Source organism: Parahaliea mediterranea, assembly GCF_003402235.1.
Lineage (GTDB): Bacteria > Pseudomonadota > Gammaproteobacteria > Pseudomonadales > Halieaceae > Parahaliea > Parahaliea mediterranea.
In genome coordinates this window covers 433,701-446,227 of sequence record NZ_QEWO01000003.1, presented here as the reverse complement: position 1 = coordinate 446,227, position 12,527 = coordinate 433,701, and the positions used below count along the sequence as shown (strand labels likewise).

The window sequence follows — 12,527 nt, the reverse complement described above, 5'->3', positions numbered from 1 at the left end:
GTATGAGTGACGAAATGACCACCATCCGCCCGCCGCTGACCTGGCCCGTCTCAGAAGCGCGGTTTGTCTATGAAAGTGCGATGCTTCCGCTGTTGGTCCCGCTGCTGCACACCTTGCCTCGGGGAGAGAGCAATCCTGTGCTGGTACTTCCAGGTTACCTTGCAAGTGACCGAAGCACCTTGGCCATTCGTGGCTGGCTGCGGGGGCTGGGATATACGACCTATAGCAGTGGCATCAAACGCAATACCGGGCTGGATAAGCATTTGGTGGCCCAATTGCGTGAGCGCCTCGATAGCATTGCCGATAGCCATGCCAAGCCGGTGAGGCTTGTCGGTTGGAGCCTGGGTGGCATCCATGCGCGGTTGCTGGCGCACGAAATGCCAGACCTTGTCGACCGCGTTGTTACACTGGCAAGCCCGTTTCGCATACCGGCGGGGCATCCTGTTAATGGCCCCATCGTGAAGATCTATAAATACCTGAAGGGCAACGGGATGGACTCGCTGAGTGATCCGGATGCGGTGTGGCAGCACCCACCGCCCGTACCCTGCACAGCGGTTTACAGCTATAGCGATGGCATTGCCAGTTGGGATTACTGTATAGACCCGCTGGGTAGCGCGTCAGTGGAGAATGTCGGTGTCAATTGCAGTCATCTCGGCATGGGCAGCCATCCGCTGGTGATGTACCTCCTGGCGGATCGCCTGGCGGGCGCGGCAGAGAATTGGAAGGCGTTCGAACTCTCCGGCTGGCGCAAACGGGCCTACACCGTAGAGGCGGGCCATGGCATACCCGGAGAGAACGGCTTTGGTGTGCGCTCCTTTTCGCTGGGTACCGCCTAAGGGCCTGCGAGGGGCGGCATTTGCCGTACCGGACTTCCTACTTGATGTTGTCCCTGCTTTTGTCATCGCGAAACACAAAGCGAACTTCGTGCGCTTTCAGTGGTTCTGAGCAGACATTGCAGACAACAGCCGTCGTCAGCGTTTTACCGCAGGGCGTGTGCTTCAGGTGTATCGGCAGGGTGTTTGCCTGGGGAATCCATTCAAGCACCCATTGCTGTAAGGCCAGGGTGATGGGGTAGAGTGCCTCGCCCTTTTCGGTCAGTTCGTAGCGGTACCGTGGCGGGCTTTCCTGATACGAATTGCGCACCAGTATCCCCGTTTCTACCAGCTGTTTCAGGCGATCGGAGAGGATGTTGGTGGCAATCCCCAGTTTGCGCCGAAAGTCGTCGTAGCGCCCTATGCCAAAGAAGCAGGCAGCGAGGATTTGTGGCGTCCAGCGGTCCGCGATGACATCGGTCACATGCCACAGACTTTTGTCGGCCGGAGCCCCACCACGATTGCTGCGCGCACGCGTGAGTCGCTTGCTGCGTGTGTTGGCGGTGGGCGCTGTATAGTCATGGTTGACCGAGTGGCCAATGTCCCGCAGGGCCAGAGGCTCTTTGCAGTGAGCACACGCTGCCACCGGCCGCATCCAGCTATCGCAGCCCTTGTGGTAGATGCGCTGTGGCAGTTGGTCTTCCGCGGTGTCCGCCCACTTGCGATCCCAGTCCCAGATAAGCAGTGCCCAGGGATATAGCGCCCGCCCCTTGTCAGTCAGCCGGTATTCGAATCGCAAAGGCGTGTAGTTGTAGGGGTTTTTGTACAGGATGCCATTAAAGACCAGCTTATCCAGCCGGTTGACCAAGGTGCTGCGGGGGGCGCCGGTATGGTCGCGAAATTCGCCGAAAGTCGTTCGCCCGAGAAAGGCGTCACGAATAATCAGGACGGTCCAGCGGTCACCAATCACCTCAAGCCCCTGAGTGATCGCTGTCGATTGAATATAAGTTGAAAAGTGCATTCTTGGCCCCCGGTGGGGAAGACTACATCAATACCGTTGCGATAGGGAGGGTTGCCTGTTAGTCTCATAACGCAAGTATGAACTCCTCCCATGCAATGCCAGCCTTTTTGAGCATGGCGGGGACAATAGCCAGCATGCAGCGTGATGGCACCGTGTTGCTCGATAGCCAGACAACTTTGGTGTCGACCCAGCCCTAATCCAGGCAAGCTCTATGAATCGTGCGCAAGGAATGCGTTCTGACACCATCGCGGCAAATGACGATCACGTCTGGCCCGACCCTCGGTACGCCTGGTATGTCACCGGCCTTTTGATGCTGCTGTACATGTTCTCGTTTGTTGACCGGACGATCATTGTGCTGCTGATCGAGCCGATCAAGCGCGACCTGCAGCTCAGCGATACCGAGATCAGCCTGCTCTACGGTTTTGCCTTTGCGGTGTTCTACACCTTTTTGGGCATGCCCATTGCCCGCCTGGCGGATGCGAAAAGCCGCCGCAGCATCATTGCCATCGGTGTGCTGATATGGAGCCTGATGACCTGCCTGTGCGGGGTGGCGAAGAGCTTCAGCGCCCTGTTTCTGGCGCGCATGGGTGTGGGGGTGGGCGAGGCGGCCCTGTCGCCCGCGGCGTATTCGATGATCGCCGATTATTTCCCCCGCGAAATGCGGGCCAGGGCCATGAGCGTCTATACGCTGGGGGTCTTTCTTGGCGGGGGCGTAGCGCTGATTCTGGGCGGGATGGTCATTGAATGGATCGATACGCTTGGCTCCGTAGTGCTGCCATTGGTGGGCGAGTTATACAGCTGGCAGTTGGCCTTCATCGTGGTGGGGCTTCCGGGTGTCGTGTTCTTCCTGCTGATGTGTACTGTCCGTGAGCCAGTGCGTCAGGGCGGTGGGGGTGACGAAGTGATTCCCTTCAGAGAGGCCATGCAGTGGTTCGCCTTGCGCTGGCGTTTTTATGCCAGCTTTTGTCTGACAATGGCTTGCCTTGTGATGTACTCCTATTCTCTTTCCGCTTGGGCGCCGTCATTCTTTATGCGCACCTTTGCCTGGGGAACGCTGGAGGTCAGTCGCTATTATGGCGCAGTGGTCTTGATATCCGGTCCGACTGGCATCCTTGCCGGCGGTTGGATTGCCAGTCGGCGCCTATCGTCAGGTGACGATCTGGCCAATCTCAGGATGGCTGTCTGGGGAAGTGCGGCGCTGTTGTTGCCAGCTGCCAGCATGGCGCTACTGGACAATGCCTGGCACTGCCTCGCGCTGATTGCCTTGCTGAATCTGATTGGCGGGCTTCCCCTGGGCGTTGCCATGGCGGCAATCCATGAAGTTACGCCCAACCGGCTCAGGGCCCAGGCAGCCGCCTTTTATCTTTTTGCGATCAATATAGTCGGGCTTGGACTTGGCCCAACCCTGGTTGCCGTCCTGACGGACTTTCTATTTGAGGATCCGCTGGCTCTGCGCTATTCCCTGGCGTTGGTGGGCGTAGGGGCCTGCGCCGCCGCGTTGATTCTGGCGCTTTACGCCATCGGTCAATTCGGCCACTTGAAACGACTTGGGCCTGCTTTGCAGTAGCTCCCGCCCTGTCCATGGTGCCCTGGTGCAGCGCACGCCATTAGCCGAGGCCGGGGTGTCCTCGGTCAATCGTTCCACTCGTCCTTCTGAACCAAGGTGCAATGCTATGAAAATTCGTTTCCTTTTATGCGCTGTTGCGGTGAGCCTGGCCGGTGCTGGCAATATCCATGCTGCTGAATTTGACAGTGCGTGGGCCAGGGCAGAAATAGAGACGCACCTTGATCGCCATACGCCCGAGCTTGGCCGGCTCTATCGGGATTTGCACTCCCATCCCGAGACAGCATTCCGTGAAGTTCGCACTGCCAGGCTGCTTGCCGCCAGGATGCGGGCCCTGGGGTTTGAGGTGACCGAAGGTGTCGGCAAGACCGGTGTTGTTGCGATCTATCGTAATGGCGTTGGGCCTACTGTGCTTGTGCGCACCGAGCTGGATGGTCTTGCGATGGAGGAGAAGACCGGACTCCCTTACGCCAGTGTTTATCGTGAAGCGGTGGATGGCAAAGAGCAATTGACCACACACAGCTGCGGTCACGATGCCCACATGACGTGGTGGGTTGGCACCGCCCAGGCACTGTTGTCGATGAAGGATCAGTGGCGTGGCACGTTGCTGTTTGTGGGTCAGCCAGCGGAAGAAACGCTGAGTGGCGCCAAGGCCATGCTGGATGACGGCCTGTTCGAGCGGTTCCCCCGGCCGGATGTTGGCTTTGCCGCCCATGTTGCTCCCTTCCCTGCCGGTTCGGTTTTACTCAAAGAAGGCGCCAGTTCCAGTGCAACTGACACACTGGAGATCGTGTTCCGGGGGCGTGGTGGCCACGGTTCGATGCCTTCAGCCACGATTGACCCGGTGGTTATGGGGGCACATTTTGTCACTGACGTGCAATCGATAGTCAGTCGCGAAAAAGATGCCGGCGCGTTTGGTGTTATCACGGTGGGGGCGTTCAATGCAGGCACTGTCGCCAATATCATTCCGGATACAGCGACCTTGAAACTATCATTGCGAGCCTTCTCATCTGCCCACCTGTCTGTGCTGAAAGATGGGGTGCGACGCACAGCCAAGGCGGCTGCCTTGATGGCTGGCGCTCCGGAGCCCGACATTATTCATCGCGGTGGAGCCGCGCCCATGATGAACGACACGTCCATGGTTCGGCATCTGGGTGAAATGCTCGATTCGGCGCTGCCGGGTAGGGCCACCGTATTGCCAGCGAGTGCGCCGCCTTCGGCCCCCGGCGAGGACTTTGCCGCATTTATGGATGCCGGCGTGCCGTCGGTGTACTTCGTCATTGGTGGTTTTGACCCTGCCATGATTGCTGATCACGAGCGACGCGGCGCTCCGCTGCCGGTGAACCACTCCCCTTATTTTGCGCCCGACCCTGTCGGGGCGATACGTACCGGGGTTACGGTACTGACGCTGGCTGTGTTGGATACAGCGAGGCCAAAGTAGCCATACCTGTTATCCTCTTTTAAGGGTCGAACAGGGTCGGAGGAAATGCGTATGAGACAAGTGTTGTGGTCAAGCGTTGTGGCGCTGCTATTGGCTGTACCCATGCCAGACGCCTTCAGTGCTGGCAGGGTCGTGGCGGTCATTGGCACCGGCGACATGGGGGACTCGATCGGCCCGAAGCTGGCGGAAAAAGGCTACCAGGTTGTGTATGGCAGTCGCGACCCCGGCCGGGAGGCAGTGCGCGCGCTGGTTGCACGCAGCGGCCAGGGGGCGAGCGCGGCCCTGCCGCTGGCGGCGGCGCAGCAGGGCGAGATTGTGGTGCTGGCGGTGCCCTGGCCGGCGATGGCCACCGTGGCCAGGAACCTCGGTTCGCTCGATGGCAAAATTGTGGTGGATATCTCCACGCCGGCGCGCCAGGCGGCGGATGGCTACCTACAAAGCCAGGTGGACACCTCCAGCGCAGAGCTGATCCAGCAGTGGAACCCCGGGGCGCGGGTGGTGAAAACCGTACTGGCCGGCTCCTTTGTTATCGACGATCCGCTGGTGTTGGGTGAGCGCACCAGTACCTTTATTGCCGCCGATGATCGCGCCGCCAAGGAGGTGGTGGCCCGGCTGGCCTTTGATCTTGGCATTGAGCCGGTCGATGCGGGGCCGCTGCGGCTTGCCCGCGACATCGAGGCCTGGGCGCGGCTCTGGTTTGTGCCCGCTATCCAGAAGCGGCGGCTGGGTTTTGAACTGCGCACCCTGCCGAACAGCCACTGGTACTGCATCTGGGATGATGAATGGTATGCGCCGGTGGCCGATAGCGATAATCTGGCACAGTTCCCGACCTACCACGCCGCCGTGCCGCCGTGTCCGGCGCCGTAATGGGGGCGGGCGCATCACCAAGTACAGCGGAAGCACACTATGCAGAAAATCCCCCACGCCGTTATCAACCCCATCAAGTCCCTCAACCTGTTGTCCCGCGCGGAAATCGAAGGCCTGACTGGCAGTCGCGGTGAGCTTTACGAGTTGTTTCGCAGCTGCGCGCTGGCCATTCTCAACACCGACAGCGACAAGGATGATGCGGCGCAGATCTACGCGGACTACTCCGATTTTGATATTAAGGTGGTGCCCCAGCCGCGGGGCCTGAAGCTGGAACTGAGCAACGCGCCGGCCCAGGCCTTTGTCGACGGGCAGATGATTCGCGGCATTCAGGAACACCTGTTCTCTGCCCTGCGCGACATTGTCTACACCGACTTCAAGCTGCTGTCTGCCAACCGGGCCGATACCTCCCCGGCGGATACCACCAACATGGTGTTTCGCATGCTGCGCAACGCGCGGATTGTGCAGCCCGATGTGCCGCCGCAACTGGTGGTGTGCTGGGGCGGCCACGCCATCCCCCGGGAAGAGTACGACTTCGCCAAGCAGGTGGGTTACGAACTGGGCCTGCGCGGGCTGGATATCGTGACCGGCTGCGGCATTGGCGCCATGAAAGGCCCCATGAAAGGGGCGGCGGTGGGCCATGCCAAGCAGCAGGTGAAGAACGGGCGCTATATTGGTATCAGCGAGCCGGGCATTATCGCGTCGGAATCGCCCAACGCCATCGTCAATGAACTGGTCATCATGCCGGACATCGAGAAGCGGCTGGAGGCCTTCGTGCGCCTGGCGCATACCATTGTCGTGTTTCCCGGCGGGGTGGGCACGGTGGAAGAGGTGCTCTACCTGCTGAGTATTCTGATGCACGAGGGCAACCACGGCGCCATTCCGCTGGTGTTCGCCGGCCCCGCCCAGTGCCGTGGCTATTTCGACCAGCTGGAACGCTTCCTGGTGGATTGCCTGGGGGAGGGCGTGCGCGATTACTACCAGGTGATTGTCGGCGACGCCGGCGCGGTTGGCCGCGCGGTCAAGGCCGCCGTGACCGAGGTGCACAGCCGGCGCCGGGAGCGGGGCCAGGCCTACTACTTCAACTGGGATCTGGCCATCGAGCCCTCGCTGCAGCAGCCCTTTGTGCCCACCCACGACAACATGGCGGCGCTGGACCTCAACCCGGCGCTGCCCACCGCGGCCCTGGCCAGCCAACTGCGGCGGGCATTCTCCGGCTTGGTGGCGGGTAACGTAAAAGCCTTTGGCATTGAGCAGGTGCGCCGCCACGGCCCTTACCGCATTCACGGCGACCCGCGCCTGCTGCAATCCATGGACACCCTGCTGCGCATGATGGTGCGCGAACAGCGCATGAAGCTGGGCGAATGTGAGGGCGAATACCAGCCCTGCTACCGGCTGGCCTGACGCCTGCCAGGGCAATGGCTAGGCGGGCGCGCTGATATCCAGGCGGCGCATGCTGCGGGCCAGGTTGCTGCGGTCCACCTGCAGGGCCCGGGCGGTGGCGGCCAGGTTGCCCTGCTGGCGCTGTAGCTCCGCAGTAATCAACTGGCGCTGGAAGTCGTCGGTGCGCTCGCGCAGGCCCGCGCCGGCGACGCCGCTGGCTGTAGTTGGGGTAATAGTTGGGGTAATAGTTGGGGCAGCAGCTTCTGGCGGCGTGGCGGTTTGCGGCAGCTCCAGCTGGGTGGGGCCGATGGTGACCGTGGCGGCGCTGCCGGCTTGCTCGCGCCGGGCCTTGAGTGCCGCCCGGCTCAGCAGGTGCTCCAGCTCGCGCACGTTGCCCGGCCAGTCATAGCCGCGCAGCTGTGCCGTGGCGGCGGGGCTCAGTCGCAGGTGCTGGATGCCGAGCCGGTGTTGCAGCTGCTCCAGAAAATGCCCGGCGAGAATCTCCACATCGCGCTGGCGCTCGCGCAGCGGGGGCACCTGCATCGGGTAGACGCTCAGGCGATGATAGAGGTCGGCGCGGAAGCGGCCGGCCTGCACTTCCTGTTCCAGGTCACGGTTGGTGGCGGCGATGATGCGCACATCCACCGACAGCGTGCGGTCGCTGCCAACCCGCTGGATCTCGCCGCTCTGCAGGGCCCGCAGCAGCTTGGCCTGCACCCCCAGCGGCAGTTCGCCGATTTCATCCAGATACAGGCTGCCGCCATCGGCCAGCTCAAAGCGCCCGCTGCGGTCCCGGCTGGCGCCGGTGAAGGCGCCGCGCAGGTGGCCGAACAGCTCGCTTTCCACCACCGATTCCGGTAGCGCCGCGCAGTTCACCTGCACCAAGGGCGCCGTGGCGCGGCGCGAGGCACTGTGGATAGCGCGGGCTACCAGGTCCTTGCCCACCCCGGTTTCGCCGGTGATCAGCACCGACAGGTCGCTGGGGGCCACGGTGCGAATTTCCTCCAGCAGGGCGTGCATGGCGGGGCTGCGGCCGAGCAGCTCCGGCGCGGTGTCGGTTTCCATCAGGCGCTGGGCGATGGCCGCGCTCTGTTCGGCCCGCTGCCGCAGGGCGCTGATGTGCAAGCTGGTTTTGATGGTGGCGGCCGCGGCGGCAATGTAGGCCCGCAGCTCGGTCCAGGAGAGGTTGTCGAAGGTGCCGTGTTGCAGGGCATCCAGGGTCAGGGCGCCCCACAGCTCGCCGTCGATGTAAATCGGGCTGCCCAGGCAGTCATGCACCGCCAGGTGGTGTTCAGCCTCCACCAGCCCGTCGTAGGGGTCCGGCAGGGGGCTGTCGGCTTCGAAGCGGGTGGGTTCTTCGCGCCGTAGGATGGCGGCCAGGCGCGGGTGGTGGTGCAGGTCGAAGCGGCGCCCGATGGCCTCGTGGCGCAGGCCGATCACGGCCACCGGGTGCAGGGCGTTGTTCTCCAGCTGCAGCAGGGCCACCGCATCGCAGGGAATGGCGTGGTGAACGGCCTGCACCACGCGCTGGTACCGCTGGGGGGCGGTGAGGTCGCGGTTCAGGTCCTCAATGAGGTCGATGATGGGCTGGATAGGCATGTGGGTCAGTTTAACCTATTGCAGTCAAAATGACAGGGTGAGTGCGTGGGTTATTCTGACCTGATTGAGCCGGAGTCCCCTGGTTTTGCAGGCTCCGGCGGGTTGGCACGAAACCTGTATAGGCCGGGTGCTGGGGCAGGGTGCCCCAAGGCTGACCGACCACAGCTGACCGACAACAAGAGGTATTTCCATGCTAGATGCGCCCACGATCGACATCATCAAAGCCACCGTGCCCGCCGTGCAGCAGCACGCGGAGCAGATCACCCAGTGCTTTTACCCGCTGATGTTCGAGCGCTACCCCGAAGTGATTCCTTACTTCAACCAGAGCCACCAGGGCAGTGGCAGTCAGCCGCGGGCCCTGGCCAACGCGGTGGTGGCCTATGCCGCCAATATCGACAATCTCGGCGTGCTCGACGAGGCGGTGGGGCGCATCGTGCAGAAACACTGTGCCCTGGGCATCCAGCCGGAGCAGTACCCCATTGTCGGTGAGTGCCTGTTGGCCGCCATTGCCGAGGTGCTGGGCGAGGCCGCCACACCGGAGATTCTCGCCGCCTGGGGCGCCGCCTACGGCCAGTTGGCCGACCTGCTGATTGGTGCCGAGGAGTCGGTGTATACCGCCAACGAAGAGAAGCCCGGCGGCTGGCGCGGCGCCCGCGCCTTCGAACTGGTGCGGCGTGAGCAGGAGAGCGAGGTGATTACCTCCTTCTACTTCAAGCCCTGCGACGGTGGCAGCCTGCCGGACTACGCCCCGGGCCAGTTCATCACCGTGCTGCTGGACATCGACGGCCAGAGCGTGCGCCGCAATTACAGCCTGTCGGACGCGCCGGGGGGCGACGCCTTCCGCATCAGCGTCAAGCGCGAGCCGGAGGGCCTGGTGTCGGGCTTTTTGCACGAACGCCTGCAGGCGGGCGACCGCGTCAACCTGCTGCCGCCCTGCGGTGATTTTGTGCTGCGCGACAGCGAGCGCCCGCTGGTGCTGCTGACCGGTGGCGTGGGCATTACCCCGGCCATCAGCATGCTGAACAGCGCCATTGGCAGCGGCCGCCGTATTCACTTCATCCACGCGGCCCTAAACAGCGGCGCCCACGCCTTTCGCGGTCATGTGGACGCACTGGCGGCGGCCAACGACAACCTGAACACCTGCTACGTTTACAACGAGCCGCGGCCCGAGTGCCGGCCCCACGCCCAGGGTCTGGTGAGCGCGGAACTGGTGGCCGACCAACTTGGCGGCGAGCACGATGTGGACTACTACTTCCTCGGCCCCAAGCCCTTCATGGTGCAGGCCCGGCGGATTGCCGAGCAACTCGGCGTGCCCGCCGGCCAGGTGCATTTTGAGTTCTTCGGCCCCGCCGAGGATCTGGTGGCCTGAGGCGGTAGCGACAGCGACATCGACAAGCGGCCGGACCTACTGCCCGGCCGCATCCCTGATCCAGTGGCCCTGTTCCCAGCGCACCCGCACCCGGGCGCGCTGGCGAAAGGCGTGCAGCGGTAGTGAGCTGTGCTCGCCAAGGGAAGGGCCGTGCACTACCTGGAAATGCACCCGGCCCCGGCGTTCGCTGCCGGCGTCGGTGATCTCCTCCACCTTCAACACCTGCCACTGAAAGCCGGTGAGGCCGTTGCTGTAATAGGCGCCGGGCTCAATGGCAACCTCCGCCGCGGCACTCTCGCGGGCGTGATCCCCCGCCAGCTCGAACAGTTCGCACAGGTCCTCTGGCGATACATCCACGTAGAGATCCATTTTTTGCAGGGCCCAGGCCATGTCCTCGTGGGTGATGTGCTGGCCGGTGCCGGCGGTGGCGGGCGCTGCCGCTGAACGGCTGCCCAGGTGAGACAGGTGGGTGGGGTAACGGCGGTGGCGAAACCAGATGTTGAACGCCACCGCCACCGCCACCATCAGCAGGCCGTTGTAGAGGATGGGGCTTAACAGGTAGTCGTAGCCCAGCGCGCGCACCTGCTCGCCGCCCACCACCGCGGCCAGGGCGGCGGCCCCGCCCGGCGGGTGCAGGCAGCGCAGGTAGTGCATGGCGAGCACCGCCCCGCCCACGGCGCAGGCTGCGGCCAGCGCCGGGTCGGCAATAAAGCGGGCGCAGCTCACGCCGATGGCGGCGGACACGCTGTAACCCAGTAGCACCGGCCAGGGCTGCGACAGGGGGCCGTGAGGAATGGCAAACAGCAGCACCGTGGAGGCGCCAATGGAGGTGGCGATGAGCACCCCCGCCGTATCGCCCCACAGCCGCGGGGCCAGCAGGCTCAAGCAGAGAATGCCAACAAACGCGCCGGTGGCGGACAGCAGCTTTTCCCGGTGCGAGGTGTTGCCGGGCCCAATGCCCAGCAAACTGGCGGTTTCGCGCGCCAGGCGGGCGGGCAGGGATGCCGTGTCCGGCGCTGTGGGGGCAGGTGGCGGTGCGGGCATGGGTGGGCTGGGTCCAGAAAAAAAGGCGCTACTGTAGCGCCTTGTGCTCATCCATAACAGCCGCTAGTGTCGCTAACCCTTATCGGTAATTCCGATGCCGGGGGCCAGTCTGTCAGACGTTCTCCAGCGCTGGCGTGTGGCCGCCGCGCAGCAGCTTGATGCGATCCTCCAACCAACCAGTAAGCCAGAAGTTGCCGGTGGTCTTGAAGGTGCGGGCATCCTCCAGCAGGCGCTGGTGTACAGCAATGGCCAGATCGGTGGCCTCCGGGTTGCCCGGTTGCGCCCCCAGCACAATGTCCAGCAGGTGCAGGGCGGCCTCGGGTTCCCCCGCCGCAAAGCGCTCCTGGGCGCGCTCCACCAGCGCGGCGGCCCCGGCCAGCGCCACCAGGTCGGCATCCACCGCCGAGCGCGGCACGCTGTACAGCTCGGTGGTGGAGTCGTGCTTGAACCAGCCGGCGTAGTTTTCCCAGATGGCGCGCACGCCCCAGTTCACCTTGCCGTAGCCCTCGCCCACCTCGCACTCGGCCGGCAGGGTGATGTCCTGTTGCAGCTGGTGCAGGGCTTTGCCGTCGTTCATGCCTGCCACAACGGCGTCGTGCACGTGGTGAATGGCGTCGCGGTAGGCGGTCAGTTCGGCGCTGATCAGGGCCTCGCCCTGCACTGGGTCGTGGTGGCCATACAGCAGCAACTCGGGTTGTAGATCGCGCACCACCTCGGCGGCGCGGGCGCACACCAGGGCGTCGCGGTAGCGGTCGCCGCGGATGGTGGACAGGTTGGGAAAGTGGCCGAAGGGGCAGCCGAACAGATTACCGGTGAGCACAATGCGCTGCTGCGGCAACCAGATCACCAGCGAGTCGTTGGTTTCGGCGCCGGGTACGGCAATCAGCTCCAGGGTCAGTCCGCCGAGGGTCAGGGTGTGGCGGTCCTCAAAGGTCTGGTCTGGGGTGGGGTGGTCCTGGGGGCTGATGTCGGTATAGCCGGCGGCGGCGTAGCCCTTGAACAGCTCGGCAAACTCCGCCTGGAAGCGAAAGGCCGAGCGGGCCGCGCGAAAGGGCTGCAGGCGGGCATCGTAGGCCTGGTGTTCCGGGTTGCCGGCCTGGGCGATGTACACCAGATTGGGGTGGCGGTCGCGGAAATACTGCACCCCGCCCAGGTGGTCCACATGGCCCTGGGTGGTGATCAGGTATTTGATGTCGCCTTGGCTGAACGCTTTGAAGTTGTTGTCCAGCACCGGCGCTTCAAAGCCCATGCCGCTGTTGACCAGAATATTGCCCGCCGGGGTTTCGATCAGGTAGGCGTTGGAGCAGGCCTCGGCCATCACAATAAAATCATTGATACGCCGGCAGCGCTGGTTGAAGGTGGCGGCGGCGGGGGCAACCGGGCGGGTTTTATAGATCGGCTCGCGCATGTTGGGCTTCTCGCTTGTGGGG

General features: G+C 63.5%; 10 protein-coding genes. 6 read left to right on the top strand and 4 right to left on the bottom strand.

The window, feature by feature from the left end; translation table 11 throughout:
• Nucleotides 1-2: 2 nt before the first annotated feature.
• Nucleotides 3-836 carry an esterase/lipase family protein gene (locus tag DDZ17_RS22400; RefSeq protein ID WP_157976588.1) on the top strand — a complete coding sequence of 278 codons (834 nt, stop codon included), beginning with the start codon at nucleotides 3-5 and terminating at the stop codon, nucleotides 834-836.
• A 37-nt stretch (nucleotides 837-873) separates the two neighbouring features.
• Here DDZ17_RS22400 and DDZ17_RS11470 read toward each other — a convergent pair whose 3' ends face one another.
• Nucleotides 874-1,833 (bottom strand): winged helix-turn-helix transcriptional regulator, encoded by a 960-nt coding sequence (locus DDZ17_RS11470; protein WP_116366933.1) that lies wholly within the window; start codon nucleotides 1,831-1,833, stop codon nucleotides 874-876.
• Nucleotides 1,834-2,044: 211 nt separating this feature from the next.
• Here DDZ17_RS11470 and DDZ17_RS11465 point away from each other — a divergent pair, with 211 nt between their 5' ends.
• From DDZ17_RS11465 to ppnN, 4 genes are all read left to right on the top strand, one after another.
• Nucleotides 2,045-3,400, top strand: coding sequence for a spinster family MFS transporter (locus DDZ17_RS11465; RefSeq protein WP_116366931.1), 1,356 nt, complete (start codon nucleotides 2,045-2,047; stop codon nucleotides 3,398-3,400).
• Nucleotides 3,401-3,506: 106 nt separating this feature from the next.
• Nucleotides 3,507-4,838: an amidohydrolase gene (locus DDZ17_RS11460; RefSeq protein WP_116366929.1), complete on the top strand. Its 1,332-nt coding sequence runs from the start codon at nucleotides 3,507-3,509 to the stop codon at nucleotides 4,836-4,838.
• Nucleotides 4,839-4,889: 51 nt separating this feature from the next.
• Nucleotides 4,890-5,705, top strand: coding sequence for an NADPH-dependent F420 reductase (locus DDZ17_RS11455; protein WP_157976587.1), 816 nt, complete (start codon nucleotides 4,890-4,892; stop codon nucleotides 5,703-5,705).
• Between the two features lie 39 nt (nucleotides 5,706-5,744).
• Nucleotides 5,745-7,106, top strand: a complete 1,362-nt coding sequence (gene ppnN / locus DDZ17_RS11450) for a nucleotide 5'-monophosphate nucleosidase PpnN (RefSeq protein WP_116366925.1) — start codon at nucleotides 5,745-5,747, stop codon at nucleotides 7,104-7,106.
• A gap of 18 nt (nucleotides 7,107-7,124) precedes the next feature.
• On the opposite strand, the gene norR is transcribed toward ppnN, so the two are convergent.
• Nucleotides 7,125-8,684 (bottom strand): nitric oxide reductase transcriptional regulator NorR, encoded by a 1,560-nt coding sequence (gene norR / locus DDZ17_RS11445; protein WP_116366922.1) that lies wholly within the window; start codon nucleotides 8,682-8,684, stop codon nucleotides 7,125-7,127.
• 190 nt (nucleotides 8,685-8,874) lie between these two features.
• On the opposite strand from norR, the gene hmpA reads away from it, so the two are divergent.
• Nucleotides 8,875-10,053, top strand: a complete 1,179-nt coding sequence (gene hmpA, locus DDZ17_RS11440; RefSeq protein ID WP_116366920.1) for an NO-inducible flavohemoprotein — start codon at nucleotides 8,875-8,877, stop codon at nucleotides 10,051-10,053.
• A gap of 36 nt (nucleotides 10,054-10,089) precedes the next feature.
• Here hmpA and DDZ17_RS11435 read toward each other — a convergent pair whose 3' ends face one another.
• Nucleotides 10,090-11,097: an HPP family protein gene (locus DDZ17_RS11435; protein WP_157976586.1), complete on the bottom strand. Its 1,008-nt coding sequence runs from the start codon at nucleotides 11,095-11,097 to the stop codon at nucleotides 10,090-10,092.
• A gap of 112 nt (nucleotides 11,098-11,209) precedes the next feature.
• Nucleotides 11,210-12,505, bottom strand: a complete 1,296-nt coding sequence (locus tag DDZ17_RS11430; RefSeq protein ID WP_116366916.1) for an MBL fold metallo-hydrolase — start codon at nucleotides 12,503-12,505, stop codon at nucleotides 11,210-11,212.
• Nucleotides 12,506-12,527: the final 22 nt, after the last annotated feature.

Bases quoted from the DNA above. Each gene is read 5' to 3' on its own strand.
- DDZ17_RS22400 (WP_157976588.1), top strand. From the start codon at position 3: ATGAGTGACGAAATGACCACCATCCGCCCGCCGCTGACCTGGCCCGTC.
- norR (WP_116366922.1), bottom strand. From the start codon at position 8,684: ATGCCTATCCAGCCCATCATCGACCTCATTGAGGACCTGAACCGCGAC.
- hmpA (WP_116366920.1), top strand. From the start codon at position 8,875: ATGCTAGATGCGCCCACGATCGACATCATCAAAGCCACCGTGCCCGCC.
- DDZ17_RS11430 (WP_116366916.1), bottom strand. From the start codon at position 12,505: ATGCGCGAGCCGATCTATAAAACCCGCCCGGTTGCCCCCGCCGCCGCC.
- ppnN (WP_116366925.1), top strand. From the start codon at position 5,745: ATGCAGAAAATCCCCCACGCCGTTATCAACCCCATCAAGTCCCTCAAC.
- DDZ17_RS11470 (WP_116366933.1), bottom strand. From the start codon at position 1,833: ATGCACTTTTCAACTTATATTCAATCGACAGCGATCACTCAGGGGCTT.
- DDZ17_RS11455 (WP_157976587.1), top strand. From the start codon at position 4,890: ATGAGACAAGTGTTGTGGTCAAGCGTTGTGGCGCTGCTATTGGCTGTA.
- DDZ17_RS11465 (WP_116366931.1), top strand. From the start codon at position 2,045: ATGAATCGTGCGCAAGGAATGCGTTCTGACACCATCGCGGCAAATGAC.
- DDZ17_RS11460 (WP_116366929.1), top strand. From the start codon at position 3,507: ATGAAAATTCGTTTCCTTTTATGCGCTGTTGCGGTGAGCCTGGCCGGT.
- DDZ17_RS11435 (WP_157976586.1), bottom strand. From the start codon at position 11,097: ATGCCCGCACCGCCACCTGCCCCCACAGCGCCGGACACGGCATCCCTG.